The organism is Mumia flava (genome assembly GCF_002797495.1).
GTDB lineage: Bacteria > Actinomycetota > Actinomycetes > Propionibacteriales > Nocardioidaceae > Mumia > Mumia flava.
In genome coordinates this window covers 1,662,567-1,687,671 of sequence record NZ_PGEZ01000001.1, presented here as the reverse complement: position 1 = coordinate 1,687,671, position 25,105 = coordinate 1,662,567, and the positions used below count along the sequence as shown (strand labels likewise).

The 25,105-nt window shown below is 73.5% G+C and carries 32 protein-coding genes; 20 read left to right on the top strand and 12 right to left on the bottom strand.

The genetic code is table 11. The features are described 5' to 3' along the window. Positions 1-15 precede the first annotated feature (15 nt). From CLV56_RS08010 to CLV56_RS07995, 4 genes are all read left to right on the top strand, one after another. Positions 16-747 carry an NUDIX hydrolase gene (locus CLV56_RS08010; protein ID WP_170224768.1) on the top strand — a complete coding sequence of 244 codons (732 nt, stop codon included), beginning with the start codon at positions 16-18 and terminating at the stop codon, positions 745-747. Continuing rightward, positions 744-1,919, top strand: coding sequence for a MarP family serine protease (locus CLV56_RS08005; RefSeq protein ID WP_039350471.1), 1,176 nt, complete (start codon positions 744-746; stop codon positions 1,917-1,919). Before CLV56_RS08010 ends, CLV56_RS08005 begins: the two co-directional genes overlap by 4 nt. Positions 1,920-2,018: 99 nt before the next feature. Then, positions 2,019-2,471: a hypothetical protein gene (locus CLV56_RS08000; protein WP_100414657.1), complete on the top strand. Its 453-nt coding sequence runs from the start codon at positions 2,019-2,021 to the stop codon at positions 2,469-2,471. Positions 2,472-2,491: 20 nt separating this feature from the next. Continuing rightward, positions 2,492-3,343, top strand: a complete 852-nt coding sequence (locus CLV56_RS07995) for a hypothetical protein (RefSeq protein WP_157805109.1) — start codon at positions 2,492-2,494, stop codon at positions 3,341-3,343. Here the strand turns inward: CLV56_RS07995 and CLV56_RS07990 are convergent. After that, positions 3,300-3,755 carry a phage holin family protein gene (locus CLV56_RS07990; RefSeq protein ID WP_039350485.1) on the bottom strand — a complete coding sequence of 152 codons (456 nt, stop codon included), beginning with the start codon at positions 3,753-3,755 and terminating at the stop codon, positions 3,300-3,302. The two genes, CLV56_RS07995 and CLV56_RS07990, sit on opposite strands and share 44 nt — an antisense overlap. Positions 3,756-3,880: 125 nt before the next feature. Continuing rightward, positions 3,881-5,881: an acetate--CoA ligase gene (gene acs, locus CLV56_RS07985; protein ID WP_170224767.1), complete on the bottom strand. Its 2,001-nt coding sequence runs from the start codon at positions 5,879-5,881 to the stop codon at positions 3,881-3,883. A 335-nt stretch (positions 5,882-6,216) separates the two neighbouring features. Between acs and CLV56_RS07980 the strand changes: the two genes are divergently transcribed. Further along, positions 6,217-6,579, top strand: a complete 363-nt coding sequence (locus CLV56_RS07980) for a hypothetical protein (RefSeq protein WP_157805108.1) — start codon at positions 6,217-6,219, stop codon at positions 6,577-6,579. Between the two features lie 197 nt (positions 6,580-6,776). Here CLV56_RS07980 and CLV56_RS07975 read toward each other — a convergent pair whose 3' ends face one another. From CLV56_RS07975 to CLV56_RS07945, 7 genes are all read right to left on the bottom strand, one after another. After that, positions 6,777-7,376 (bottom strand): energy-coupling factor transporter transmembrane component T family protein, encoded by a 600-nt coding sequence (locus CLV56_RS07975; RefSeq protein ID WP_039350496.1) that lies wholly within the window; start codon positions 7,374-7,376, stop codon positions 6,777-6,779. After that, entirely contained in the window at positions 7,373-8,191 is an 819-nt protein-coding gene (locus tag CLV56_RS07970) for an energy-coupling factor ABC transporter ATP-binding protein (RefSeq protein ID WP_245857697.1), read from the bottom strand. The genes CLV56_RS07975 and CLV56_RS07970 overlap by 4 nt, the downstream gene beginning before the upstream one ends. Before the next feature lie 3 nt (positions 8,192-8,194). Continuing rightward, on the bottom strand, positions 8,195-8,830 hold the full coding sequence (locus CLV56_RS07965; protein ID WP_100414655.1) for a biotin transporter BioY: 636 nt from the start codon (positions 8,828-8,830) through the stop codon (positions 8,195-8,197). Between the two features lie 69 nt (positions 8,831-8,899). After that, positions 8,900-10,357: a GuaB1 family IMP dehydrogenase-related protein gene (locus CLV56_RS07960; protein WP_039350499.1), complete on the bottom strand. Its 1,458-nt coding sequence runs from the start codon at positions 10,355-10,357 to the stop codon at positions 8,900-8,902. 51 nt (positions 10,358-10,408) lie between these two features. Then, positions 10,409-10,963 carry a DUF402 domain-containing protein gene (locus CLV56_RS07955; RefSeq protein WP_100414654.1) on the bottom strand — a complete coding sequence of 185 codons (555 nt, stop codon included), beginning with the start codon at positions 10,961-10,963 and terminating at the stop codon, positions 10,409-10,411. A gap of 60 nt (positions 10,964-11,023) precedes the next feature. Next, positions 11,024-11,359 carry a helix-turn-helix domain-containing protein gene (locus CLV56_RS07950; RefSeq protein WP_425437704.1) on the bottom strand — a complete coding sequence of 112 codons (336 nt, stop codon included), beginning with the start codon at positions 11,357-11,359 and terminating at the stop codon, positions 11,024-11,026. Between the two features lie 75 nt (positions 11,360-11,434). Then, a complete protein-coding gene (locus CLV56_RS07945) occupies positions 11,435-12,217 on the bottom strand; it encodes a class I SAM-dependent methyltransferase (RefSeq protein WP_100414653.1) in 783 nt (260 codons plus the stop codon). 49 nt (positions 12,218-12,266) lie between these two features. Here CLV56_RS07945 and CLV56_RS07940 point away from each other — a divergent pair, with 49 nt between their 5' ends. From CLV56_RS07940 to CLV56_RS07915, 6 genes are all read left to right on the top strand, one after another. Continuing rightward, positions 12,267-13,004 (top strand): oxidoreductase, encoded by a 738-nt coding sequence (locus tag CLV56_RS07940; protein WP_245857694.1) that lies wholly within the window; start codon positions 12,267-12,269, stop codon positions 13,002-13,004. A 90-nt stretch (positions 13,005-13,094) separates the two neighbouring features. After that, on the top strand, positions 13,095-13,766 hold the full coding sequence (locus tag CLV56_RS07935) for a fasciclin domain-containing protein (protein WP_039350672.1): 672 nt from the start codon (positions 13,095-13,097) through the stop codon (positions 13,764-13,766). A gap of 41 nt (positions 13,767-13,807) precedes the next feature. Continuing rightward, complete coding sequence (locus CLV56_RS07930) at positions 13,808-14,623, top strand: DUF4397 domain-containing protein (RefSeq protein WP_039350505.1); 816 nt, start codon at positions 13,808-13,810, stop codon at positions 14,621-14,623. 23 nt (positions 14,624-14,646) lie between these two features. Then, positions 14,647-15,315: a class F sortase gene (locus tag CLV56_RS07925; protein ID WP_100414651.1), complete on the top strand. Its 669-nt coding sequence runs from the start codon at positions 14,647-14,649 to the stop codon at positions 15,313-15,315. 68 nt (positions 15,316-15,383) lie between these two features. Beyond that, entirely contained in the window at positions 15,384-15,941 is a 558-nt protein-coding gene (locus CLV56_RS07920) for an RNA polymerase sigma factor (protein ID WP_039350508.1), read from the top strand. Then, complete coding sequence (locus tag CLV56_RS07915; RefSeq protein ID WP_039350511.1) at positions 15,941-16,660, top strand: anti-sigma factor; 720 nt, start codon at positions 15,941-15,943, stop codon at positions 16,658-16,660. The genes CLV56_RS07920 and CLV56_RS07915 overlap by 1 nt, the downstream gene beginning before the upstream one ends. 274 nt (positions 16,661-16,934) lie before the next feature. On the opposite strand, the gene CLV56_RS07910 is transcribed toward CLV56_RS07915, so the two are convergent. Continuing rightward, positions 16,935-17,768: an HAD family hydrolase gene (locus CLV56_RS07910; protein WP_100414650.1), complete on the bottom strand. Its 834-nt coding sequence runs from the start codon at positions 17,766-17,768 to the stop codon at positions 16,935-16,937. A 221-nt stretch (positions 17,769-17,989) separates the two neighbouring features. On the opposite strand from CLV56_RS07910, the gene ssd reads away from it, so the two are divergent. The 8 genes from ssd (at position 17,990) to CLV56_RS07870 (ending at position 23,371) form a co-directional block, all read left to right on the top strand. Beyond that, the gene (ssd, locus tag CLV56_RS07905; RefSeq protein ID WP_100414649.1) at positions 17,990-19,126 is read left to right on the top strand and encodes a septum site-determining protein Ssd; all 1,137 of its coding nucleotides are present in this window, start codon (positions 17,990-17,992) and stop codon (positions 19,124-19,126) included. After that, positions 19,123-20,283, top strand: a complete 1,161-nt coding sequence (locus CLV56_RS07900) for a TadA family conjugal transfer-associated ATPase (RefSeq protein ID WP_100414648.1) — start codon at positions 19,123-19,125, stop codon at positions 20,281-20,283. The genes ssd and CLV56_RS07900 overlap by 4 nt, the downstream gene beginning before the upstream one ends. Next, positions 20,280-21,098 (top strand): type II secretion system F family protein, encoded by an 819-nt coding sequence (locus tag CLV56_RS07895; protein ID WP_100414647.1) that lies wholly within the window; start codon positions 20,280-20,282, stop codon positions 21,096-21,098. Before CLV56_RS07900 ends, CLV56_RS07895 begins: the two co-directional genes overlap by 4 nt. Further along, positions 21,095-21,817 carry a type II secretion system F family protein gene (locus CLV56_RS07890; protein WP_100414646.1) on the top strand — a complete coding sequence of 241 codons (723 nt, stop codon included), beginning with the start codon at positions 21,095-21,097 and terminating at the stop codon, positions 21,815-21,817. The genes CLV56_RS07895 and CLV56_RS07890 overlap by 4 nt, the downstream gene beginning before the upstream one ends. A 159-nt stretch (positions 21,818-21,976) precedes the next feature. Continuing rightward, entirely contained in the window at positions 21,977-22,162 is a 186-nt protein-coding gene (locus CLV56_RS07885; RefSeq protein ID WP_039350522.1) for a DUF4244 domain-containing protein, read from the top strand. Positions 22,163-22,236: 74 nt separating this feature from the next. Next, positions 22,237-22,452, top strand: a complete 216-nt coding sequence (locus CLV56_RS20565; RefSeq protein WP_039350524.1) for a DUF4244 domain-containing protein — start codon at positions 22,237-22,239, stop codon at positions 22,450-22,452. Between the two features lie 98 nt (positions 22,453-22,550). Next, on the top strand, positions 22,551-22,955 hold the full coding sequence (locus tag CLV56_RS07875; RefSeq protein ID WP_157805107.1) for a TadE family type IV pilus minor pilin: 405 nt from the start codon (positions 22,551-22,553) through the stop codon (positions 22,953-22,955). Continuing rightward, a complete protein-coding gene (locus CLV56_RS07870; RefSeq protein WP_100414643.1) occupies positions 22,952-23,371 on the top strand; it encodes an Rv3654c family TadE-like protein in 420 nt (139 codons plus the stop codon). The genes CLV56_RS07875 and CLV56_RS07870 overlap by 4 nt, the downstream gene beginning before the upstream one ends. Positions 23,372-23,383: 12 nt before the next feature. On the opposite strand, the gene CLV56_RS07865 is transcribed toward CLV56_RS07870, so the two are convergent. Further along, positions 23,384-23,968, bottom strand: coding sequence for a TetR/AcrR family transcriptional regulator (locus tag CLV56_RS07865; RefSeq protein ID WP_039350696.1), 585 nt, complete (start codon positions 23,966-23,968; stop codon positions 23,384-23,386). Between the two features lie 56 nt (positions 23,969-24,024). Between CLV56_RS07865 and CLV56_RS21430 the strand changes: the two genes are divergently transcribed. Next, positions 24,025-24,522, top strand: coding sequence for a WhiB family transcriptional regulator (locus tag CLV56_RS21430; protein ID WP_425437702.1), 498 nt, complete (start codon positions 24,025-24,027; stop codon positions 24,520-24,522). Positions 24,523-24,556: 34 nt separating this feature from the next. On the opposite strand, the gene CLV56_RS07855 is transcribed toward CLV56_RS21430, so the two are convergent. Beyond that, positions 24,557-25,078 (bottom strand): LapA family protein, encoded by a 522-nt coding sequence (locus tag CLV56_RS07855; protein ID WP_039350527.1) that lies wholly within the window; start codon positions 25,076-25,078, stop codon positions 24,557-24,559. Positions 25,079-25,105 lie beyond the last annotated feature (27 nt).

The following is a 25,105-nucleotide window of genomic DNA, read 5'->3' as shown; positions in this document are numbered from 1 at the left end:
ACGAGAGGACCGTCGATGACCCACGAGCCCGAGCTGGTCGGCCACCAGGCGCTGCCCTCGTGGCTGCGGCCGGTGGCCGAGGCGGGGTCCGCGATCGACAGTCCGCGCTTCCTCTCCCCGTCGATGCCCGAGGCCCCGACGGACGCTCGTCCCGCGGCGGTGCTCCTGCTGTTCGGTGAGGGCGAGGCCGGTCCGGACGTGCTGCTCACCGAGCGCGCGCACACCCTGCGGTCGCACGCAGGCCAGATCGCGTTCCCCGGAGGTGCGACCGACCCGACCGACGCCGGTCCGATCACCACCGCGCTGCGCGAGGCCGAGGAGGAGGTCGGGCTCGACGCCGACGGCGTGGACGTGTTCGCGACGCTGCCGCGGCTCTGGCTCCCCCCGAGCAACTTCGCCGTCACCCCGGTCCTCGGCTGGTGGCGCGACCCGGTCCCGGTCGGACCGGTCGACACCGTCGAGGTGGCGTCGGTGTTCCGCACACCGCTGGACCACCTGATGGATCCACGCAACCGCTTCACCGTCACCCACCCGTCGGGCTTCCGCGGGCCGGGTTTCGACGTCGCTCACGGCCTGACTCTGTGGGGCTTCACGGCGGGTGTGATCGCACGGCTGCTCGCCCGGGCCGGCTGGGAGCGCCCGTGGGACACCGAGCGCCTGCGCCCGTACCCTCAGCCGCGCACGGACCCGGTGATCGAGGAGATGGAGGCCGACGTCGCGCGGTCGCAGCGACGAGGCGACAGGTGAACCTCGTCGACGTCGCGATCCTCCTGGTCGTCGTGGCGTACGCCGCGGTGGGTTACTGGCGCGGCTTCGTCGCCGGGTTCGCCGGTGTCCTCGGGCTGCTCGTGGGCGGGTCCGTCGGGCTGGTCCTGGTCCCGCTTCTCCTCGGCGGGCTCGAGAGCGGGCTGGGTCGCTCGCTGCTGGCGCTCATGGTCGTGCTCGTGCTGGCGTCGTCCGGGCAGGCGATCGGCTCGCACTTCGGGGGAGGTCTCCGCGACCGCCTGACCACTCCCGCAGCCCGGGCTGCGGACGCGGCCGGCGGGGTCGCGCTCAGCGTCGCCGCCGTCCTGGTGCTCTGCTGGGCGCTGGGATACGCCGTGTCCGGGGCGCAGATCCCGGGAGCGTCGTCGTCGGTGCGTGGCTCGAAGATCCTCGCGACGATCGACGGCGTCATGCCGGACCCCGCCCGGGAGGCGCTGCACTCGTTCGACGGGATCGTCGACTCCACGCTCTTCCCGCGTTATCTCGACCCGTTCGCGCCCGAGACGATCGAGCCCGCGGCCGCGCCCGACCCCGAGGTGCTGAAGCAGCCCGGGGTCCGCAAGGCCCGGCGCAGCGTCGCCCGGATCACCGGGCAGTCGTCCTGCGACCGGATGCTCGAAGGCTCCGGCTTCGTCTTCGCCTCCGACCGGGTGATGACGAACGCCCACGTCGTCGCCGGCGTCACCCAGCCGTACGTGACGGTGCGGGGCCAGGAGTACGAGGCGACGACCGTGGTCTACGACCCCGATCTCGACGTCGCGGTCCTCCGGGTGATCGGGTTGCGGGCTCGGCCGCTGGCCTTCGACCCGTCCGGGGCGCCGGGAGACGACGCCGCCGTGCTCGGGTTCCCCGAGAACGGCCCGTTCGACGCGCGCGCGGCACGGATCCGTTCCGAGCAGCGTCTGCGCAGCCGCGACATCTACGGCGAGCAGCGGGCGACCCGTGAGGTCTTCTCGCTGAGGAGCCTCGTACGTCCGGGCAACTCCGGCGGGCCCGTGATCTCGTCGCAGGGGCGCGTCTACGGGGTGGTCTTCGCTGCGTCGGTGGAGGACTCCTCCACCGGGTACGCGCTGACCGCCGACCAGGTCGCGGAGGCCGCCGAGGACGGCCGGACCGCCATGCGCCCGGTCTCGACCGGTGCGTGCGCGCGGTAGCCCTCACCGGGGCCGGGTGACGGCGGCGCGAGTGGGGTCGGGGACACTAGGGTGCGCACAACGGACGCGCGTGCTGACGACCCGAGGCGAAGGACGACGATGAGGACCCTGGTGGCTCTCCTGCTCACCGTGCTGCTCACCCCTCTCGCCGGCTGCGCGGCCGGCACGTCCGAGGAGGCGAGCGACGCCGCCACGGCGACCGCGCCGGCGACGCGCGGCTCGCTGGGGTCCGACGTCGAGGACGCGGTCGCGGTCGAGGCCGCCGATCGCGTGGTCGGGCTGTGGGCGCGACCGGACCTGCCGCCCGCGCAGTGGGCCGCGGAGCTGCGTCCCCACCTCTCGGTGGTCGCGCAGTCCGCGATGGCCTACGTCGACCCGTCGACGCTGCCCGACACCGAGCCGTCCGGCGAGTCGTTCGTGACCTCCGGGGCCGAGCTGCAGGCGGTGGTGGTGGTGCCGACCGACGCAGGCGACTTCCGGGTGAGCCTCAGCCGCCGCAGCGAGGACTCGAACTGGTCGGCTGATCGGGTCCGAAGCCCCGGCGACTCCTGATCGGCTCTAGTCTCGACCACGTGCGGAGCGTGTGGTCGACCCTGATGGTGCTGGTGGCGCTGACTGCCACGGCGTACGCCGTGCCTGCGGCCTGGTTCGAACGGACCGTCGTGGACGAGGAAGGGTTCGTCGCCCTTGTGTCCCCGCTCTTCGACGACCCGGCCGTCCGCGACGTCGTGGTCGACGACGTCAGCGACGCGGTGATGGAGCGCTCGGGCCTCGACGGCGCGGCTGCCGTGGTCGCCGAGCGCGTCGTCCGTACGGCGACCGAGCAGGTGCTGGTGAGCCCGGAGCTGTCGGCTGCGTGGGTCGAGGTCGCGCGCCGATCGCATCGCATCGACGTGACGGACCTGCCGCCGGAGTCCCTGGAGGGGCGCTTCGCGCTGGACCTGACGCCGCTGGTCGAGGTCGTCGTCGACCAGGCCAACACGACGTTGGGGGTCGACCTGCCGGTCGGCCGCGACTACGTCGTGCTGGTCGGGACGCCTGAGCACCGGCAGGCGTTCGACCGGCTGCGGGACGTGACCCGGTGGTGGGGTGCGGGCGTCGCCGTCGCGGTGGCGGCAGCGATCGGAGCGGTGGCGCTGGGCCGCAACCGCGGTGCGGTCACCGCGCTGCTCGGCGTCGGACTGGTCCTGGTCGCGGCCGGCACGGCGGTCGTCGTACGGGTGGCGGTGCCCGCGGCGCTGTCCGGCGACCAGACCGAGTCGCGGGTGCTCGGCGCGGTCACCGAACGGATCGGGGAGCAGGCGGTGGAGTCGTACGACGTGTGGGCCACCGCGACCGCCGTGGGTGGCGTCGTCCTGATCGTCGTGGGACTGGTGTGGCTCAGTCGGTCGAGGGCGTCGCGGCGGGCTGTCCCTGCCCCTTGAGGGCCCCCGGGATCTCCTTCACGGTCGCGATCGTGCGCTCGGGTGCTCGCACCTTCTTGACCATCCGGATCCCGATCAGGGCGCAGATGACGACGACGAGCAGCCAGATGCCGGTCATGATCAGGAAGCCCCACGTGAAGGCGATGCTGACGTCGTGGTCGAAGACCCAGGCCAGGAAGAACCCGCCGGCCATCGACAGCATCGTGATCACGAAGAGCATGAGCACGGCGACGGCCGCCAGGAAGCCCGCGCCGACCGCGCCCGACTTCGCGCTGACCTTGACCTCGGACTTCGCCAGGGCGATCTCGGTGCGCACGACGGTCGACAGGTCGCGACTGGCGTCGGCGACCAGCTGCCCGATCGTCGGCTCCTGCGACGCCTCTGGGCTTGCGGGAACACCTGGCTCTGACATCACGACTCCTCGTCGATGCTCGTGCGGTTCTCGCACGAGCCTAGGGGATATCGTCCCGCGTTCGTCGGCGCGTCGCCGGTCGGCCGCAGGCGGGTTCCGGCCGGCGACGCACCGTACGGGGTCGTTCAGTCGTCGTCGGCGCCGCTCGACAGCCCGGTCTTGATCTGGTCCATCACGCTCGAGTCCGCGAGAGTCGTGACGTCGCCGACCTCACGGTTCTCGGCCACGTCCCGCAGGAGGCGGCGCATGATCTTGCCCGAGCGGGTCTTCGGCAGCTCGGGCACGACCATGATCGAGCGCGGCTTGGCGATCGCGCCGATCTCCTTCGCGACGTGGTTGCGCAGCTCGGTGACGATCTCGTCGCCACCGCCGCCCGCGGACTCGCGCAGGATCACGAACGCGACCACGGCCTGGCCGGTCGTGGCGTCGGTGGCTCCCACGACCGCGGCCTCGGCGACCTTCTCGTGCGAGACGAGGGCCGACTCGATCTCGGCCGTCGACATGCGGTGGCCCGACACGTTCATCACGTCGTCGACGCGGCCGAGCAGCCAGATGTCGCCGTCCTCGTCCTTCTTGGCGCCGTCACCGGCGAAGTACACGCCCTCGAAGCGCGACCAGTACGTGTCGATGAACCGCTGGTCGTCTCCCCACAGCGTGCGCAGCATCGACGGCCACGGCTCGGTCAGCACCAGGTAGCCGCCGGAGCCGTTCGGGACCGGCTGGCCGGAGTCGTCGACGACGTCCGCACCGATCCCGGGCAGGGCCTTCATCGCCGAGCCGGGCTTGCCCGAGGTGACCCCGGGGAGCGGGCTGATCATCATCGCTCCGGTCTCGGTCTGCCACCACGTGTCGACCACGGGCGTACGGTCGCCGCCGATGTTCGTGCGGTACCAGACGTACGCCTCGGGGTTGATCGGCTCGCCGACCGACCCGAGGACGCGCAGGCTCGACATGTCGAACTGCTCGGGGATGTCCGCACCCCACTTCATGAACGTACGGATCGCGGTCGGCGCGCAGTACAGCAGCGTCACGCCGTACTCCTGCACGATCTCCCACCAGCGCCCCTTGTGCGGCGTGTCCGGCGTGCCCTCGTACATCACCGAGGTGGCGCCGTTCGCGAGCGGGCCGTAGACGATGTAGGAGTGCCCGGTGACCCAGCCGATGTCCGCGGCGCACCAGTAGACGTCGGTGTCGGCCTTGAGGTCGAAGACCGCCCAGTGCGTCCAGGCGGCCTGGGTGAGGTACCCGCCGGTCGTGTGCAGGATGCCCTTCGGCTTGCCGGTGGTCCCCGACGTGTACATCACGTACAGCGGGTGCTCGGCGTCGAACGCCTCGGGCGTGTGGTCCGCCGACTGGCCTCCGACGAGCTCGTGCCACCACGCGTCCTTCTCGCCCCACGCCACGTCCTGGCCGGTCCGGCGGACCACGAGGACGTGCTCGACGCCCGGCGAGCGGCCGACGGCGTCGTCGACCGCGGGCTTCAGGGCCGACGGGGCGCCGCGGCGGTAGCCGCCGTCGGCGGTGATGACGACCTTCGCCTCGCAGTCCGAGATCCGGCTCGCCAGCGCGTCGGAGGAGAACCCGCCGAACACCACGGTGTGGATCGCGCCGAGCCGGGCGCACGCGAGCATCGCGACGACCGTCTCGGGGATCATCGGCATGTAGATCGCGACCCGGTCGCCGCTGGTGACGCCCAGCTCGGTGAGGGCGTTCGCGGCGCGGCAGACCTCGTCCCTGAGCTCGGCGTACGTGATCGAGCGGGTGTCGTCGGCCGGCTCGCCGACCCAGTGGATCGCGACCTTGTCGCCGTTGCCGGCCTCGACGTGGCGGTCGACGCAGTTGTAGGAGGCGTTCAGGGTGCCACCGACGAACCACTTCGCGAACGGTGGGTTCGACCAGTCGAGGACCTCGTCGAACGGGGTCTCCCAGGACAGTCGCCGAGCCTGCTCCGCCCAGAACGCGAGCCGGTCCTCGGATGCGGTCTCGTACGCGTCGGCCTGGACGTTCGCGCTCGCCGCCAGGTCTGCGGGCGGGTCGAACCGGCGGTCCTCGTGCAGCAGGTTGGACAGGCTGGGTTCCGTCACTGTGCTTCCTTCTCTGGTCGGCTCTGCGCTGGTCGTTGCCATTGTGCCTCGGGTCACACCGCAGCGGGACGGGCGGCCGTCGGCGGACCCGGCGAGCGGGCGTACGGGTCGGTCCGACGGCCTTCGCGCCGCGCTCGACGGTCGGGTCGCGAGCACGTCGACGGCGTCACCGGCGGCACGCTCCGGCCTGTGAGCAGGGGCGATGGTGGAGCGGAAACATCGCTGAAATATCAAGGGTCATGTGATGAAAACGTGATCTAGGGCACCGAGGGGGGAGGCGGTGTGACGTACGTCGGCGAGGGGCTAGGATGACGCCCACGGGGGCGGCAAGGGAATCTCGGATCCACCAGACCGCAAGAGCACAGAAGAGAGCATTCGTGACCGCGTATCCCGGATGGCAGATCATCCACGAAGCCACCAGCAAGGGCCCTTCCTCCATGCGTCGCGTCGTGATCTTCAGTCATCGAGCGGGGTCGCGCCTGCGCGTCACCAGCGACTACCGCAACGACGTCGCGACGACCGTGGCCGAGTCCTGGTCGACGATCGGATGGGTCGAGGCGCACCGCAACGTCGACAGCCAGCTGTTCCGCAGCAGCACGCCTAACGAGGCCGCGATGGTCGACACCCTCGACCGGCTCCTGATCGACGTGTTCCGGTTGGCCAGCCAGATCGTGATCGGCCCTGCACCGAGCCAGCCCCAGACCCCGGTGTCCTCGGTCTACTCCGACGCGATGCGCTGACCCGCCTGGCCGCCCTGTGCCGGTCGAGGCCGCGCCTCGCCGGTCGAGCCCGCGCCGCTGGTCGAGGCCGCGCCTCGCCGGTCGAGCCCGCGCCTCGCCGGTCGAGCCCGCGCCGCTGGTCGAGGCCGCGCCTCGCCGGTCGAGCCCGCGCCGCTGGTCGAGGCGCGAGCGGAGCGAGCGATCGAGACCCGTCCTCCTCAGTCGTCGCCGATGCCGCGGGCCACGAGCGCGTCGCCCGTGTCCTGCGCACGGGCGACGGCGCGCAGGACGAACGGGATCAGCACGGCGCGGGCGTTCCGCTCGAGACCCCGGGCGCGGGCGGCGTCGCGGGTCTCGTGCCCGAGCTCCAGCAGAGCCGGGATCGAGCGCAGCATCAGCGCGAACGCCAGGCCGACGCGCTCCGGGTGCACGCCGAGCCGGCGGAACGGCCCGAGCCAGCGCACGATCGCCTCGATCATCGCGTCCACCGGCGTGGTCGCGGTGACGACGGCGGCAGCGAGCACGAGCGTCAGCAGGTCCACCGGGACCTCCACCGCGCGCTGCCACGTCGCCTGCCATGCCTGGAACACCGCGAGCGCGGCCGCGACCAGGAGGATCGGACGGAGCGCGCGGACGCACTCGCGCAGGCTCAGCCCCGCGTACACCGCGACTCCGGTGACGACCAGCAGCCCGGTCACCGCCGCGACCGGCCCGCGCACCCAGGTCACGACGACCGCCGTGAGGGCCAGCGCGAGCAGGGTCGCCCCGACGCTCATCCGGTGCAGCAGCGTGTCGCCGGGGCGATAGAGGCCGATCACGGTGCCACCAGCGCGCGATAGTGGGCGATCGCGTCGTCCGGGGCGCCGTCGTAGGCCACGGCGCCGTCCTCGACCACGACGACCCGGTCGCACCGCGCCGCGAGGTCGAGGTCGTGCGTCACCAGGACCAGGCGCTGCTCGAGCCCGAGCAGCAGGTCGCCGATCCGGCGGGTGTTGCGCAGGTCGAGCAACGTCGTCGGCTCGTCGGCGACCACGATCCGAGGGCCGGTCGCGAGCACGCCGGCGAGGGCCAGCATCTGCTTCTGCCCGCCGGACAGGGCGTGCACCGAGGTGTCGGCCAGGTGCTCGAGGCCGTGCTCGGCGAGCGCCGCCAGGGCCATGGCTCGACGCTGCGCCTTGTCCGCGCCGCTGCGTCGCAAGGAGAGCGCGAGGTCCTCGGCCGGGGTCGGCATGACCAGCTGCGCCTCCGGGTCGGTGAAGGCGAACCCCACCCGCCGGCGGACCGCGGCCGCGTCCTCGGTCACGTCGATCCCGTCGACCTCGACGGTGCCGCGCGACGGCGTCACGAGGCCGTTGACCAGGCGCGCGAGCGTGGACTTGCCCGACCCGTTCGAGCCGATGAAGGCCACCCGGTGCTCGGTCAGCGTCAGGTCGACGGGCCCGAGGATGCGCAGCATCCCCGCGGGGACGCCGGGCGGGCGGGCGTGCGCGGGGGCTGCGTCCGGTGCCCGCCCGGCGTCGGTCCTGCCCCGCCGCCGTCGCGGTACGGGGGGTGTGGTGCGGTCGCTGACGAGCACCTCGACCCCCCGCATCGCGATGGCGGAGGGCCGGGGGTGCTCGGACGTCGGGGACACGGCTCAGTCGGTCGTCCGCCGCGCGGGGAGCAGGGACGGGAAGGCGCGGTGGACGGCGACGGCGACGATCGCCACGGCGAAGCTCTTCACGGCGTCTCCGGGCCAGAAGACGACGTCGATCCGGAACGCGCCGGCCAGCGTCAGGTCCGGCACGCGCAGCGCCATCCCGACGATGCCCATCGGGTGGGTGAACAGGAAGTTGGCGGCGAGCGCCGACGCGAAGACGAGGGGCACGCTGAGCGCCACCCGCTCCCGCGGGATCCGCTCGACGAGGAAGCCCGTCATCCACGCCGCCAGGGGGAAGGCGAGGATGTAGCCGACGGTCGGGCCGGCGAGGACGCCGAGGCCGCCCGCCCCGCCGGAGAAGATCGGCAGCCCGGCGAGGCCGGCGACGACGTACAGCAGGGCGGCGAGGAAGCCGCGTCGGGCGCCGAGCACGGCTCCGGCCAGCCCGACGGCGAAGGTCTGCAGCGTGATCGGCACCGGAAGGCCGACGTTGATCGCCGGCAGCAGTGCGCACGCGGCGATCAGGGCGGCGAAGAGGGCGATCAGCGCGACATCGGCGGCGGGGGAGCGGTGGGCGACGCGGATCGGCGCAGCCGCGTCCACGGCTGCGGCGCTCGGGTTGGTCTCAGGCATGGGCGTCACTGTAGTCCGTCCTGACCGTTTTCCTGAACAGTGTTCAGGAGGCGGAGATCGTGACCTGCGTCACCAGCTCGCGTGCAGCGGGCGACCTTCGTCGTAGCCCGCGCTGCTCTGCAGGCCGACGACGGCCCGCTCGGCGAACTCCGGCAGCGTGCGCGCCCCCGCGTACGTCGCCGACGACCGCACCCCGGCGACGATCGTGTCCACCAGGTCCTCCACGCCGGGCCGCTGCGGGTCGAGGTACATCCGGGAGGTGGAGATGCCCTCCTCGAACAACGCCATCCGCGCCCGCTCGAAACCGGCCGCGTCGCGGGTGCGGTTCGAGACCGCACGGGCCGAGGCCATCCCGAACGACTCCTTGTACGGGCGCCCGTCGGTGCCCGTCCGCAGGTCGCCCGGGCTCTCGTACGTCCCGGCGAACCAGGAGCCGACCATCACGCTCGCCGCGCCCGCGGCCAGCGCCAGCGCCACGTCGCGCGGGTAGCGCACGCCTCCGTCCGCCCACACCGTCGCACCGAGCTCGCGCGCCGCCTCGGCGCACTCGAGGACGGCGGAGAACTGCGGACGGCCGACGCCCGTCATCATCCGCGTCGTGCACATCGCTCCCGGCCCGACGCCGACCTTCACGATGTCGGCGCCGGCCTCGACCAGGTCGCGCGTCCCGTCCGCGGACACGACGTTGCCCGCGGCCACCGGGACCCGGCGACCCGCCCGCGCCTCGTACGCGTCGCGCTCGGCGACCACCGCCGGAAGCGCGGAGAGCATCTTGTCCTGGTGGCCGTGCGCGGTGTCGACCACGAGCACGTCCACCCCCATCTCCAGCAGGCGCGCGGCCTTCGCGGCCACGTCGCCGTTGATCCCGATCGCCGCCCCGATCACGAGGCGGCCCGACGGGTCGAGCGCCGGCTCGTAGATCGTCGACCGCAGGGCGCCGGTCCGTGTCACGACCCCGACGAGGTCGCCGCCGTCGAGCACCGGCGCGTACGCGAGGTGGCGCTCGCTCATCGCGTCGAAGATCGCGCGCGGCTCCGTACCGGCCGCGATGGTCAGCACGTCCGTGCTCATCACCTCGTGGACCTGCGCGAACCGGTCGACCTCGGCGCCGTCACGCTCGGTCACGACGCCGAGCGGCTTGCCGTCGGCGACGACCAGCGCCGCACCGTGCCCCCGCTTCGGCAGCAGACTGAGTGCTTCGCCGACCGTCGTCTCCGGCGTCACCGAGACCGGGGTGTCGTAGATCGGGTGCGCGGCCTTGACCTGCGCGACCGAACGAGCCACCACGTCGAGCGGGATGTCCTGGGGGAGCACCGCGACGCCTCCGCGCCGCGCCAGCGTCTCGGCCATCCGCCGACCGGAGACCGCCGTCATGTTGGCGGCGACCAGCGGGAGCGTCGTGCCGACGCCGTCGGCCGTGGACAGGTCGACGTCGAAGCGCGACGTCACCGACGAGCGGGCCGGCACCATGAAGACGTCGCTGTAGGTGAGGTCGTGGGACGGCCTCAGATCGTTGAGAAAGCGCACCCGTCCAGCCTACTCGGGGCCGCGGTGGCGCTGCGGCGCCCGGCGAGCCGCTCAGCGGTAGCGGTGGAAGACGCGCTGCGCCTCCCGGAGCCGGGCCCAACCGACCTCTCCGTACGGCTCGGCCCGGGCGCGCACGGCCGCCAGCACGTCGTCGGCCGAGCGCCGCGCCGTCGCGACCAGCTCGTCGGGATAGCCGAACCGCAGGCGGTGGTCCTCGAACTCGTCCTCGTCGAGCAGCCGGACGTCGCCGTCGACGGTCAGCACCACGTCGAGGTCGAGGTCGACCATCGTCACCACGTCGTCGGACTCCCAGTGGGCCGGCGTCGTCATGTCGGCGTACATCGCGTAGCGCAGCCGGTGCTGGGGCGCGTCCCAGGTGGCGTGGAAGGTCGGGACCACCGGCGCGTCGGTCGGCACCAGGGTGACGCTGTCGACCCGGGTGTGCATCTCGCGCCCGGGGCGCGCGGCCCGCGTGCCGGCACTCATGTACAGCCAGGTGCCCCACTCGTCGACGTCGAGCAGGGCAGTGTCGAACTCCCAGTGGGGCTGGTCGGGGTACTTCGTCGTCACCTGGCGGACGTGCCGACCGCGCGTGCGGCTGTTCACACCAGCGAGGCTACGTCGCCGGTGGTGGTCCGTCGCCCCGCTCGCGCGGGCCCGAGCGGGTCAGGCGGCGATCGCGACCGGGGTCTCGCACGGCCGGGGTGCCTCGGCCGCCGCAGCAGGGGCAGCAGGCGCGTACGAGGCGGCCGCGACCGACAGCAGGTGCAGCATGGTGACGCCGAGCGCCTCGCACACGGCGGCCAGGATCTCCGAGGACGCCTCCTTCTGCCCGCGCTCGATCTCCGACAGGTACGCCAGGGAGACCTGGGCCGCGGCGGCGACGTCGCGGAGCGTGCGCCCGCGGCGACGGCGGGTGGAGCGCAGCGCGTCGCCGAGCGCCTCGCGCAGCAGCGGAGGCCGTTCGTCGACGTCGGGGAGCCCGACCAGGAGCGTGCTCACCCCTTCACGCTAGGCGCAAGGTCCAAGGATCCGCCATCGAAGCGCGGGCTCGTTCGCTGACAGCAGACGCGGAGCTCACAGGCGGAAGGCGAGATCACCCTCGGAGGTCGGTCGCTCCGGTGGCAGCGCGTCCTTGTGCACCTCGGCGGAGAAGCAGCGCGTGGCGTAGCGCATCCGGAGGCCGTTGTGACCGCTGGCGTAGGAGTCGTAGAGCGTGCGGACCGAGCTCAGGACACGCTCACGGGCCCCCGGGTCGAGGGACGCCACCTGCGGGCGCGTACGGACGAGCGTCAGCAGGCCGTCGAGGTCGAGGCGGTGCCAGACTCCGTGGTCGGACTGCTCGGGCAGCGAGAACAGCCCGGACAGCGGGAGGCGCTCCGCGACGTCGGCGAGGTCGTCGGCGTCGCTGCCGATCAGCGCGGACAGGCGGCGCGCCCACGGGACGGACTCGTCGCGTACGTGCCAGACGAGGCCCAGCCGCCCGCCGGTCCGGAGCACGCGTGCGATCTCGGGCAGGGCCCGCGCGGCGTCGAACTGGTGGAAGGCCTGGGCGGCGAGCACCACGTCGAACGACCCCGCGGAGAACGGCAGGCGTTCGGCTGCGGCGCGGACCACGGTGACGTCGACGCGGCGTGACAGCCGGTCGAGCGCGTCGGCGGCCACGTCGACGGCGACCACGTCGTGGTCCTGCTCGGTCAGTGCCGTCGTCATCGCACCGTCGCCGGCCCCGAGCTCGAGCACGCGGAGGGGCCGGTCCCCGACCAGCCACCGCACGGTGCGTGGCGAATAGGCGAGCGACTCGCCCGGCTGCGTCCCGTGCGAGTCGAAGGCGCCTTCGAGGTTCCCCGGACCGTCCACGCCCTGAGGCTAACCGAGCCGGACCATGGCGCCGAGTACGCTGCAGGGCGTGCCCGACCCGTTTTCCGCGCTGATGGACCTCGAAGGCGTCCCGTCGGCCTTCGCCGCCACCCGTGACGGGATCGACTCGCTGCTGCGCGATCGTGGGCTGCGACGCACGAGCCCCGAGGCGACGGCCGAGTCGCTGCTGCGCGGCGCGGCCGCCAGCGCCGCGATCGAGGGCGCGCCGTACGACCTGGAGGCGCTGCGTGCGGGCGAGGGCGACCCGCTTGCGCTGGCGGCGGCCCGGATGTCCACGGAGCTGCTCGGCCTGGTCCCGACCTGGCAGCGAGCGCCCCTGCAGGCCCTGGCGCGCCTGCACACCCTGGTCGCCCGCGGTGGGGTCGCCGACGCCGATCTGGGACGTCCCGTCGACCCCGCAGGCGCGCGACGGCTGACGGCGCTCGCGCAGACCCTCGCCGCGCCGAGCGACGCCCCGGGGCTCGTCGTCGCAGCCGTCGTGCACGCCGAGGTGGCCACGGCCGGGGCGTTCGCGTCGGACAACGGTCTGGTCGCGCGCGCGGCCGAGCGGCTGGTGCTGGTCGCCCGGGGAGTCGACCCGGCGGCGCTCACCGTGCCGGAGGCTGGGCACCGCGCCGCGGGACGGGCGTACGGGGCTGCGCTCGCCGACTACGCCGGCGGCTCGCCGGCCTCCGTCCACCGCTGGCTGCTCTACGCCGCCCAGGCCTTCGCGGACGGCGCCGAGGCGTCCCCCGTCGAACCTCCGCGAGGGCCACGGCGCACCTGATCGCGGATTCGCGGCAACCATCGGCCGAGCCTCCCCGAAGTACCTCATAACGGGGTCGCGGCCGGTGGCCCCTCGACGGAGGGAATGCTCGTGAAGATCCGTACGATCGCCGCGGCCGCGCTGGCCGCGCCGCTGCTCGCCGCCGGGGTGCTCGCTCCGGCCGGCTCCGCATCCGCCCAGACGCCGACCGGCAAGGACGGCGCGAAGGGTGGGGACGGGCAGCGCAGCCTCGCTGCGGTGCTCACCTCGGACGGCAACCGTTTCGACCGTCGCGGCGGCGACTACGACATCGTCACCGAGGCGGTGCTCGCGGTCGTCGGCGCGAAGCCCGACAGCCCGGTGGCGGTCCTCGCCGACGGATCGACGCCCGTGACGGCGTTCCTCCCGAACGACTGGTCGTTCAAGCGGTTCGTCAAGGACGTCACCGGCCGCTGGTACCGCTCGGAGAAGAGGGCGTTCGACGCGATCGTCGCCGCCGCCGGCGTCGACACCATCGAGCAGGTCCTGCTCTACCACGTCGTCCCCGGCGCCACGCTGACCTCCAGCGACGCCCTCGGCGTCGACGGCGCCTCGCTGACGACCGCCCAGGGCGGCGCGATCGAGGTCGACGTGAAGTCGCGCTGGTTCCGCGTGGTCCGGCTGCACGACGCGGACCCCGACGACCGCGACCCCTACCTGAACCCGTTCGCCCTCGACATCAACAAGGGCAACCGGCAGATCGCTCACGGCATCCTCGGGGTGCTGCGTCCGATCGACCTGTGACACGACCTGTGACACGACCGAGAGAAGGAAGAGGAAGCATCATGCGCACGCTCATCCGTACGATCGCCGGCGCAGCAGCCGTTGCGGCATCGGCACTCATGTTCGCGCCGGCGGCCCAGGCCGCCGACGCCCAGGTCACGGTGGTCCACGGCGTACCCGGGGCGACCGTCGACGTCTACGCGAACGGGGAGGCGCTGCTGACCGACTTCGAGCCGGGCACCGTCACCGACCCGGTCGCGATCCCCGAGGGGGACTACGACCTCAAGGTCGTCGCGGCGGGGGACGGCCCTGACGGCGACGCGGTCATCGAGGCCAACGGCGTGGCCGTCCCCGGGGGTGCCAACCTCTCGGTGGTGGCCCACCTCGATGCCGACGGCAACCCTGTGCTCACCCCGTACGTCAACGACACCTCGGCGACCGCGCCCGGTGAGGCACGGGTGACCGTGCGGCACGACGCCGCGGCGCCCGCGGTCGACGTCCGGGCCAACGAGGAGGCCGTCTTCACCAACCTGAAGAACCCCGACGAGGCGTCCGCCGACCTGCCGGCCGGGACGGTCTCCGCCGACGTGGTCCTGGCCGGGACGTCCGACGTCGCCATCGGCCCGGCCGATCTCGACCTCGCCGAGGGCGTCAGCACGATCGTGTACGCGTGGGGCAGCGCCGAGGACGGCAACCTGGACCTCGCGGTCCAGACGATCGACGGCCTGCACTCCTCGCCGTCGGGCGTTCCCGGCGGGACCGGTGGCCAGGCCGCCGGTGACGACGCGGTCCCGTTCTGGGTCATCGGTGCAGGCGCGCTCGCGGCCGCCGGTGCGGCCCTCGTGCTGACCTCGCGTCGGCGTTCCGAGGTCCGGTGATCCGAACACCATCCCCGCGGAGGGTGGCCGTCGTCCTGACGGCCGCCCTCCTCGGCGGTCTGCTCACCGCCGCTGCGCTGGAGCGCAGCGGTGACGGTGAGCCGGACCGGACGTTCGCCGCCGAGCTCCCGCGCGCGACGGCCCTGGGCGAGGACGTCCTCGAGCCGGCCCAGCAGCCCGCTCCCCGGCCTGCGCCGTCGGCGAAACCCCGTGGGTCCGCCGCGCTCCCGAAGCCGGCGAAGGAGCCGCCGGCCCCGTCGCGGCTCCGGATCCCCGCGGCGAACCTGTCGATGCCGGTCCGTGCGATGGGCGTCGACAAGCGTGGCGAGATGGCGCTGCCACGACGCACCACGGCCGTCTCGTGGTACCGCTACGGGCCGGGACCGTTCGAGGCCGGCGCCACCGTGCTCGCCGGGCACGTGGACACCGAGGAGGACGGGATCGGTCCCCTGGCGAGGGTCGCCGGGCTGAGGAAGGGCGACCGGATCGTGGTCGACTCCGGCCGCCGACGGGTGGTCTACCGGATCACCTCGGTGACACGAGTGGCCCAGCGGGACCTGGACACCGCCGCGTTGTTCTCCCGGACCGGGCCGCCTCGCCTGCATGTCGTCACCTGCGGAGGGCGGTACCGTCCCGAACGGGGGTACGAGGACAACGTCGTGGTGGCCGCGCGTCCGGTCGAGCGAGGCTGAGGTGGTCGTACGGCGGCCCGATCCGAGACTCGTGGCAACCACGCGGCACCGACCGACGAAGTAGAGGTATGGACAGCTCCGAACCAGCCCGCGGGCGATCGATCGGGCAGCGGCTCGCTCGCCACGACGAGTCGGCGCTGGAGGACGCGTACGAGGCGTACGGCGCGACCGTTCTGGCGTACGCCCGCCGCTACGTCGGTGCCGACGAGGCCGAGGACGTCGTGCAGCGGACGTTCCTCGACGCCTGGCGGGGTGCTCGACGGTACGATCCGAGCCAACGCTTCACCTCGTGGCTCTTCACGATCGCGCACCGGCGCGCGGTCGACGTGCTGCGGACGCGGAAGGTACCGGTGGTCGACGTCGAGGCGCTGCGCGATCTTGCCGCAGAGGACGGTCGCGAGTCGGCCGACCGGTTCGCCGACGCCGCCGACGTCCGGTGGGGCCTGGCGCGTCTGCCCGAGCACGAGCGGGTGGTCGTCGAGATGGCGTACTTCGACGACCTGACCCAGCGTGAGATCGCCGAGCGGCTGGAGCTGCCGATCGGCACGGTGAAAGCAAGAGCCTCGCGTGGCATGCGCAGGCTGGGCGGAATCCTGAGGACCACGACCGAGGAGGGTGAGCGGTGATGACCGACGACGAGCAGACCCACGAGCCGCACCCCGACCTGGTCGCGCTGCTGCGCGGCGAGCTCTCCAACGCCGAGGCGCTGGAGGCCGGGGACCACCTCGACGCGTGCGAGCAGTGCCGTGCCGAGCTCGCGGAGACGGCCGTGGGCCATGCGCTGTTGGCGCGCACCCGGCGTACGCTCCGTCCGCTCGGCGCCGCCTCCGCCCCGTCGCACGCGGTCGACGACGAACCGCCGGCCGACGCGCTGCCCCCGCTCGAGATCCCTCGCCGCCGGTGGGTGCGGCCGGTCGCGCTGGTGGCGGCCGCCGCCGCGCTGGTCGTCGCCACCGCGGGCATCACCTCGTGGGTCGAGTCCGACCCCGAGACGCCTCCGGTGGCCGCGCCCGAGCGGTCCGCACCGCTCGAGCCGGTCGACAGCGACGGCAGCGGGCTGGTCGAGATGGCGTCGGACGCCGGGGACGAGGTCACCATGACGGTCGAGACCCACGGGCTGCCGAAGACCGGTGCCGGCGAGTACTACTACGTGTGGCTCTTCGACCCGACGACGGAGAAGATGCTGGGTCTCGGCGTGATGGACCCGGACGGTACGGCGTCGTTCCGCGTGCCGGAATCGCTGGTCGGCCGCTACCAGGTGGTCGACGTGAGCCTCGAGAGCGACGACGGGGACCCGCAGCACTCGGTCACGTCGGTGCTCCGGGCGACCTACGACGAGGCGTGAGGAGCTCGCGCCCTGCACGCAGAACAGACGCGCCACCTGCTCGAGGTGGCGCGTCTGCGGCGGGCCGTACTCCCGGCTACCAAGCGTCCGTGATTCCGTAGCATCGCTCCGGGGCCCAAGGGGTTGTCCCGGATGCGAATCCCCATAAGACGGGAGGATCGCCGCGTGGGTACCGGTTGTGTGGCCTGCCTCTTACTTGTCTCTTTTGTACCTGTCGATCCCGGATCGGGCTACCCCTACTCGGAGGTAATCTCGCCTGCCTCCGGCGTGTCGGTCACTCCGGACGGCGCCGCTTGATCTGGTGGAGCGCGACCCCGGCCGCCGCCGAGACCGCGGCGGCGGCGAGGCCCGCGACCGCGACCTTCGAGCCGGTCGACTCGAGAGTCACCCGGCTGCGCAACGCCACCGGCTCGTCGAACTCGAGGACCGGCCAGCCCTCCTCGGTCGCGACCCTGCGCAGCGCGCGGTCGGGGTTGACCGCGACCGGGTTCCCGACCTCGGCGAGCATCGGGACGTCGGTCTCGGAGTCGGAGTAGGCGTAGGACTCTCCGAGGTCGTAGCCGTGCTCGTCGGCGAGCTCGCGCACGGCGAGCGCCTTGTTCTCGCCGTAGGCGTAGAAGTCGATCTCGCCGTTGTAGGCGCCGTCGACCTCCACGAGTCGCGTCGCGATCACGTGGTCGGCCCCGAGCATCGCCCCGATCGGCTCGACCACCTCCGACCCGGACGCCGAGACGATCACCACGTCGCGACCGGCCGAGTGGTGGTCCGCGATCAGCGCGACCGCCTCCTCGTAGACGAGCGGGTCGACGACGCTGTGCAGCGTCTCGGCCACGACCTCGCGCACGGTCCGGACGTCCCAGCCGCGGACGAGGTCCGTCAGGTACGCGCGCATGCGCTGCATCTGGTCCTCGCTGGCACCGGACAGGGCGAAGACGAACTGGGCGTACGCGCTGCGCAGCACCGCGCGGCGGTTCAGCAGGCCGGAGCCGTAGAAGTGTCGTGAGAAGGCGAGCGTGCTGGAGCGCGCGATGATCGTCTTGTCGAGGTCGAAGAAGGCGGCCGAACGGACGGCGGCCGAGGGCGTGGGCGTCGCACCGGACGTGGTCACGATTCCAGCATAGGCCGCGGGGCACGTCGGGCAGCGCTCACCTCGGACGCGCCTGCACCGGGCGCGCCTGCACCGGACGCACCTGCACCGGGCGCACCTGCACCGGGCGCACCTGCACCGGGCGCGCCGGCACCGTCCACCGTTGCTCCCCAAGATCCTCGCCTCCCCAGACCGTACGGAGCGGGGTGCCGGCCCGGCGTGCCGAGCGCGAGCCTGGGTCCATGCCGTCAGGATCCGAGCACTCGTCCCGGTCAGCGCGCGATGCCGTCGCGTCCCTCCGTCGTGTCGGAGCGTCGCCCGAGCCCCCGACGGGTGGCCGCCCGCTGGTCGTGACCGCGGACGACGATCTCCTGGACGACCTGGTCCGTCTCTGCGCAGCGCTGGACCGGGAGCCGACGGTCGCGCACGACGTCGGTGCGGCACGGCGCTGGTGGGTGCGCGCTCCCGTGGTCGTCGCCGGCACGGACCTGCTGGAGGCCCTGGCCGACGCCGCGTTGCCACGACGCCCCGGGGTCGTCGCCGCGGGTCGGCTCCAGGCCGGGGAGCGCACGTGGTCCACCGCTCTCGCGCTCGGTGCCGAGCGGGTCCTCCGGCTGCCCGAGGACACCGACGACCTGAGCGACCTCCTGGCGACCGGCATCGAGGGGACCGGCGAGCCCGGGCCGGTCGTGGCGGTGCTCGGCGCGTCGGGCGGGGTCGGTTCCTCGACGATGGCGACCGCGCTCGCGGCAGTCGCGGCTCGCGACGAGCCCGTCGCGCTGGTCGACGCCGACCCGCTCGGTGGAGGCATCGACCTCCTGCTCGGCGAGGAGGACCGGCCCGGCCCACGCTGGCCGGACCTCGCCGACACCCAGGGCCGGCTGTCGGCGACCGCGCTGCGCGACGTGCTGCCGCGCGCCTCCCGCCTCGGCGTGCTGTCCTGGGACCGAGGGCCGCTGCGACAGCCTGCGCCCGGGGCACTCGACTCGGTGCTCGACGCGGCCCGGAGGTCCCACGGTCTGGTGGTCGTCGATCTGCCGCGGACGGGGCCGGGTGACGAGGCGCTCGAGCACGCCACCGCGGTCGTGGTCGTCGTGCGGGCCGACGTGCGGGGCGTCGCAGCCGCGACCCGGCTGCTTCCGGGGCTGCTGGAGCGGGCCTGCGAGCCGCGGCTGGTCGTCCGTCGGCCCGCCGGCACCGCGACCGATCCACGCCTGGTCGCGGAGACGCTCGGCCTCGCCGCCGTCGCCGTGGTGCGCGACGACCCGGGTCTTCGCCGGGCCGTCGACGAGGGCATCGGCCCGCTCGCGCGCAGCCCGCGGCTGCGGCGTGCGGCGCGGGACGTGCTCGACTCGCTCGACCTCCGTGTGTCGCGATGACGCGGCCGGACACGCGGCTCGTCGAGCAGATCCGGGCGCAGCTCGCCGAGTCCGGCGAGGACCCGACACCGGAGCGGGTCGCAGCCGCCCTGCGATCGTCCGGCCGTCTCTACGGCGACCGGACCGTGCTGGCGCTGGTGGACGCGCTCCATCGGGAGACCGTCGGGGCGGGACCGCTCGAGGGCCTCGTGAGATCCGCCGGGGTCACCGACGTCCTGGTGAACGGGCCGGACGAGGTCTACGTCGACCGCGGGGAGGGCCTGGAGCGGACCGACGTGCGCTTCACCGACGACGCGGCGGTCCGCCGGCTCGCGCAGCGGCTGGCCGGCATCGGAGGCCGCCGCCTCGACGACGCCAGCCCGTACGTCGACGTCCGCCTTCCCGACGGCACGCGGATGCATGCCGTCCTCGCACCCATCGCCCGACCGGGCACCGCGGTGTCGCTGCGGGTGCCGGCGCGCCGGTCGTTCGGCCTGGCGGAGCTGTGCCGAGGAGCACCGGACGAGATCCTGGACCTGCTCCGCCGGGTGGTCGCGGCCCGGGTGGCCTTCCTCGTGACCGGCGGCACCGGCTCGGGCAAGACCACCCTGCTCGCGGCCATGCTGTCGGAGGTCGGTGCGTCGGAGCGGATCGTGCTGGTCGAGGATGCGAGCGAGCTGCGGCCTCGGCATCCCCACGTGGTCGCGCTCGAGGCGCGGACGGCCAACGCCGAGGGCGCAGGTGCGGTGGTGCTGCGCGACCTCGTGCGGCAGGCCCTGCGGATGCGTCCGGACCGTCTGGTCGTGGGCGAGGTCCGTGGGGCGGAGGTGGTGGAGATGCTCGCCGCGCTCAACACCGGCCACGAAGGCGGGTGCGGGACGCTGCACGCGAACGCCCCACGCGACGTCCCGGCCCGTGTCGAGGCCCTCGCGACGGCCGCAGGTCTCGCACGCGCCGCTGCGCACAGCCAGCTCGCGGCAGCCCTCGACGTCGTCGTCCACGTCGCGCGTGCGCCCGACGGGCGGCGCCGGGTGGCGCAGATCGCGATCGTGGCGGCGCTCGACGGTCGCACCGTCAGCTGCACTCCCGCCGTCGCGGTCTCCGCCGAGGGGACGGTGACGCGGTTTCCGGCCCTCGACCGGCTCGACCATCTGCTCACCGGTGGACGAGCGACGTGACCGCCGCGGTCGCTGCCCTCGCGGCCGGGGCATCGATGTGGCTGTGGGTGCCGGGTGGCCGGTGGAGGCTGCGACGGGTGGTCGGCCCCGACCCCGGTGGCGCGTCCGGGTGGCGGTCGGTTCCCGTCCTTGCCCGCGGCGACTCGTCGACCGCGGTGATCGTCCTCGCCTGCGTCGTCGTCACCTGTCTCGTCGTCGCCGGAGTGCGCCCGATGGTCGCCACGGCCGCAGCGGTCGCGGTGGTGACGGCGTTGCGGATCAGAGCACGGACTCGTCGGCGCCGTACGGTCGCGCGGACCCGGCGGGAGGTTGCGCGAGCCTGCGACGCTCTGGCGTCGGAGCTCGCGGCCGGCACCGCCGCCCAACGGGCACTCGACACCGTCGCTGCGGAGTGGGAGGTGCTCCGCCCGGCGGCGGCGAGCGCACGTCTGGGCGCGGACCCGACGGAGGCGATCCGGGTGGCGGCACGCCGGTCGGGCGCCGATGGCCTGCGGGTGCTCGCTGCGGCGAGCGAGGTGAGCCGACGGACCGGAGCTCCTCAGGCGATGGTCCTCGACCGCGCCCTCGCGGCCCTGAGAGCTGACGAGGACCTCGCACGCGAGGTCGAGGCCGCGCTCGGTCCTCCGCGCGCCACCGCGAAGCTCCTCGCCGTGCTGCCGGGTGTGGCCCTGGCGCTCGGCGCCGGGTTGGGCGGGGATCCGCTCGCCTTCCTGCTCGACTCCCGTCTGGGGGGCTGGTGTCTGCTCCTCGGGGTGTGCGCTGCGGCCGCCGGGCTGGTCTGGGTGGAGCGGATCGCCGACGGAGCGAGCCGATGATCCTGGCAGCCCTGGCAGCGGCCGCGGCTGCACGCCTGTGGCTGCACGACACCGCAGGCGTGCGTACGAGGCGCTTGCGCGCACGGCCCCGGGGATCCCGCGGGCAGCGTGGGCAGCCCGCCTGGCTCGCGTCGCCCTGGCTGGCCGGCGCCCTCGCCGTGCTCGGGGTCTCCCGCATCGTCGAGGGCCTGACGGGGCTCGCCGTCGGCGCGGTCGTCGGGGCGGCGGTGGCATGGTGGGTCTCCCGGCTCGAGCCGGCCGCCGAACGCCGCCGCCGTGAGCGGATCGAGCGGGACCTGCCGCTGGTGCTCGACCTCGTCGTCGCCGCGGCGCACTCCGGCCGGCCCACGTCGGTGGTGCTGATCGCCGTCGGCGACGCGATCGGAGAGCCGACGGCGGACCCGCTCCGGACGGTGGCAGCCCGGCTCGACCTCGGTGTCGAGCCGCACGAGGCGTGGCGCGACGTCGCGGACGACCCGGTCCTCGCGCCGCTGGGTCAGGCCTTCGTCCGGGCGAGCCGGACAGGGTCGGCGATCTCCGGGACCCTCGTGCGGGCCGCCGACGAGGCGCGGGCACAGCAGCGAGCCGCGGCAGACGCTGCCGCACGCTCGGTCGGGGTGCGCACCGCCGCACCCCTCGGCGCCTGCTTCCTGCCCGCGTTCATCCTCCTCGGAATCGTCCCGGTGATCGCGTCGACCTTCCGCACCCTCGGGCTCTGAGGTGCCCGCTGCGCACCTCCGGTGCCGTTCCACAGGCCGTCCCGCTCCCCAGGGCCGCCGGCGGTGTGGCGATCCCGGCGCCGGCGCACCACGGAGACGACGTCCGCGTCGTGCGGACGAGCCATCGAGACAGGCCGTCGAGGCCAGACAGGAGAGACCATGAAGATCCTCGCCACCCTCCGTGCTCGCGCCGGTGAGCAGGGCATGTCCACCTCGGAGTACGCCGTCGGCACCGTCGGTGCGTGCGCGGTCGGTGGGGTGCTCGTCAAGGTCGCGCAGTCGGACTTCTTCAACAACTTCGTGACCGGCGTGATCCAGAAGGGCCTCGAGCTGCTGCCGTTCTGATCGTCCTGGGCGGGCGGCTCCAGGGTCGCCCGCCCACGTCCCTCAGCGCCCGCACCACCCGACAGGAGAGTCCCGTGACCCACCACCCCAACCCGACCCGCGACGAGCGAGGCACGACGACAGCGGAGTACGGCGTCGGCACCGTCGGCGCCATCGGCATCGCGATCACCCTGTACTACCTCGCCACCCGCGGCGCGGCCGGAGAGATCCTCTCCAGCCTGTGGGGGCGTGCGATGGACGGCCTCCGCTCGGCCCTTCCCTTCCTTCCCGAGGTTCCGTGGCCGTGGTGAGGCGTCGCCGGGCACACGGTGGGGCTCGGCGCCGAGCTTCACCGCACCGCAGTGCTCCAGGCCTCCGAGGGCGCCGCCCTCGTGCTGAGGACGGGATGGTGACCGCGGAGACCGCGACCGCACTTCCGGTCCTCGTCGTCGTCACGATCGCCCTGACGTGGGGGTTGACGCTGGCCGTGACCCAGGCGCGGCTGGTCGACCTGTCCCGTGACGGCGCCAGGATGCTGGCGCGCGGCGAGTCCGAGGCCGCCGTCCTGCGTGAGACTCGCTCGATGGCGCCGGCAGGCTCGGACGTCGTGATCGAAGGCGCCGACGACGTGGTCTCCGGATCGTCCGGGTTTGCCCGATCCCGACGGCCGGCGGAGTCGCGGGCGCTGCCGGACGGTGCGGTGCGCGTCACGGTGCGTGCGGAGGCGCGCATCGACCTCCCGCTGCTCCGTCGGCTCCCGGCCGTCGCCCTGCAGGCGAACGCGGTCGCGGACGTCGAGGGCGGAGAGCCGTGAGCAGCCTGCGGGGCCGCCTCCTGCCGGACTCACGGGCCTCCGGCGTCGACGCGTCGAAGGGCCGCAGCACCGAGACCGGGGCGGCGACGCTCTACGTGGTCATCGCGGTGGCGGTCGTGGTCGTGGTCTTCGCTGTCTGCGTCCACCTGATCGCCCTCACCCGGCTCCAGCACCGCGCCGCGGCGGCCGCTGATCTCGCGGCGCTCGCCGCGAGCGCCGCCTCCCTCGCCGGGGAGGACGGCTGCCTGCGGGGCCGGGTGATCGCGGCGGCCAACGACGTCGAGGTCACCTCCTGCGAGCGCGCGCACCACGCGGTCACGGTCAGGGTCGAGGCCGGTGCTCGGCTCTGGGGGCGCTGGTGGCGAGTCCGGGCGATCGCTCGCGCAGCCCCGCGGGACTACCGACCCGCCGCGTGAGGCTGCGCAGCGTCACGGGCGACGGGGCCCGAGGCCTGTGAAGAGCGCGTCGACCACGCGGTCCACGAAGCGGTGGGTGAGTGGTTCACCGGTGATCAGGAGCTGGAAGTAGAGCGGGCCCGACAGGATCGCCATCGCGAGGTCCAGGTCGAAGTCGGGTGAGATCTGGCCGGCATCGCGTGCCCGCTCCAGGCGAGCGACCGTGCGGGCGGCCTGCGGCGCGATGAACCGCTCGTTGAGCGCGCTCAGGACGCTGGGGTCGTGCTGGGCCTCTGCGATCAGCGCCCGGTAGAGCGAGCCGAGCGGCCCGGACCCGAGGAGGTCGACGGCGGCGTGGATCTGCTCGCGGAGGTCTGCGACGACGTCACCGGTGTCGGGATAGTCGAGGCCGTCGTCGTTGCCGGTGAGGACCGCGTCGAGGAACAGGGCTCCCCGCGACGGCCACCGTCGGTAGATCGTGTGCTTGCCGACGCCGGCACGGGCGGCGACCCCCTCGATGCTCAGCTTGGGGTAGCCGACCTCTCGCGCGATCTCGAGCGCGGCGCGCCGGATCGACTCGGCTCTCTCGTCCGACCTGCTGGTTCGTTCGTCAGCCATCGGATCACCGTAACGGAACGGCACGTGCCGTGTTGACGGAAGGAGGGCGCCTTGCCATGATGGAGCGGCACGGCACGGGCCGTGCCGTTTGTCGAAAGGCCTCCATGGACCATTCCTCCCCTCCCGCCGGTGGCACCGCCGTCTCCTCGACGACCGGTGCAGGATCGGTTCGTCTCACCCCGTGGCCCACCGCCCTCCGTACGGCGCGGAGTCGACCGCCGGCGCTGCGAGGGGGCGGGTCTCCTCGCAGCGGTCGCCCGGCCGACCTCGCCGGCCTCGGGGCTGGGCTGGACCGGGCTCGGCTCACGGGCGGCCCTGACATCCGTCAGGTCCCGTGCCACTCCCGCGACCCGGACTTCTTCTTCTCAGAGACTCCCGACGGTGTCGAGGCGGCCAAGGCGGTGTGCCTCGAGTGCCCGGTACGCCGGGAGTGCCTCGCCGGAGCGCTGGAGCGAGCCGAACCATGGGGAGTGTGGGGCGGGGAGCTCTTCTCGAGTGGTGTCGTCATTCCCCGCAAGCGACCGCGGGGGCGTCCCCGGAAGTCGTCGGCCTGACCGGGCGTCGATCCGACCGGGTGACGGTGCTCCCTCAAGAGGAGCGGCGAGGGGACTCCGGATCGTCGCCGGGTGCAGCGGCTGTGCGGCCCGGGTCCGCAGCGGTGCCGGGTGTGCGAGCCGCACCCGCGGTCGCGTCGCCGGCGGGCGCCTCGGGGGTGGTCTCCGAGCGGTCGGGCTGCGAGCGTCGGGACTCGTCTGTGCCGACGTCGCGTGAGCCCGCCTGTGCCGCCGCGAGGTCGCGGTCGTCGGCGAGCCGCTCGTCGGGTGCCTCCGGCGCCGCGGCCTCGCGCTCGCGCAGCAGTCGCTTCTGGTCCTTGCGGAGGCGACGGTTCTCCCGTCGAACCTGGTAGGAGCGCCTGGTGCCGCGCATCATCAGCCAGAGCCCGACGACGACCACGAGCATCGTCGCTGCACCCAGCACGAACAGCCCGATCCCGGTCGTGTCGAAGTCGAGGCCGAGCACCGAGATCGACACGCCCTCGGCCGCCTCGGCCACGACCACCACGACGACGAGGACTGCCACGGCCACGAGAAGGACGCCCAACGCGATCATGTCCAACCCCCTCCAGGATGCGCTCCC

What these genes read in the sequence shown, in the direction of transcription:
- CLV56_RS08010 (WP_170224768.1), top strand. Translation starts at nt 16, where the DNA reads ATGACCCACGAGCCCGAGCTGGTCGGCCACCAGGCGCTGCCCTCGTGG.
- CLV56_RS08000 (WP_100414657.1), top strand. Translation starts at nt 2,019, where the DNA reads ATGAGGACCCTGGTGGCTCTCCTGCTCACCGTGCTGCTCACCCCTCTC.
- CLV56_RS07990 (WP_039350485.1), bottom strand. Translation starts at nt 3,755, where the DNA reads ATGTCAGAGCCAGGTGTTCCCGCAAGCCCAGAGGCGTCGCAGGAGCCG.
- acs (WP_170224767.1), bottom strand. Translation starts at nt 5,881, where the DNA reads ATGGCAACGACCAGCGCAGAGCCGACCAGAGAAGGAAGCACAGTGACG.
- CLV56_RS07965 (WP_100414655.1), bottom strand. Translation starts at nt 8,830, where the DNA reads ATGCCTGAGACCAACCCGAGCGCCGCAGCCGTGGACGCGGCTGCGCCG.
- CLV56_RS07930 (WP_039350505.1), top strand. Translation starts at nt 13,808, where the DNA reads ATGCGCACGCTCATCCGTACGATCGCCGGCGCAGCAGCCGTTGCGGCA.
- CLV56_RS07920 (WP_039350508.1), top strand. Translation starts at nt 15,384, where the DNA reads ATGGACAGCTCCGAACCAGCCCGCGGGCGATCGATCGGGCAGCGGCTC.
- CLV56_RS07915 (WP_039350511.1), top strand. Translation starts at nt 15,941, where the DNA reads ATGACCGACGACGAGCAGACCCACGAGCCGCACCCCGACCTGGTCGCG.
- ssd (WP_100414649.1), top strand. Translation starts at nt 17,990, where the DNA reads ATGCCGTCAGGATCCGAGCACTCGTCCCGGTCAGCGCGCGATGCCGTC.
- CLV56_RS07900 (WP_100414648.1), top strand. Translation starts at nt 19,123, where the DNA reads ATGACGCGGCCGGACACGCGGCTCGTCGAGCAGATCCGGGCGCAGCTC.
- CLV56_RS07890 (WP_100414646.1), top strand. Translation starts at nt 21,095, where the DNA reads ATGATCCTGGCAGCCCTGGCAGCGGCCGCGGCTGCACGCCTGTGGCTG.
- CLV56_RS07885 (WP_039350522.1), top strand. Translation starts at nt 21,977, where the DNA reads ATGAAGATCCTCGCCACCCTCCGTGCTCGCGCCGGTGAGCAGGGCATG.
- CLV56_RS07865 (WP_039350696.1), bottom strand. Translation starts at nt 23,968, where the DNA reads ATGGCTGACGAACGAACCAGCAGGTCGGACGAGAGAGCCGAGTCGATC.
- CLV56_RS21430 (WP_425437702.1), top strand. Translation starts at nt 24,025, where the DNA reads ATGATGGAGCGGCACGGCACGGGCCGTGCCGTTTGTCGAAAGGCCTCC.
- CLV56_RS07855 (WP_039350527.1), bottom strand. Translation starts at nt 25,078, where the DNA reads ATGATCGCGTTGGGCGTCCTTCTCGTGGCCGTGGCAGTCCTCGTCGTC.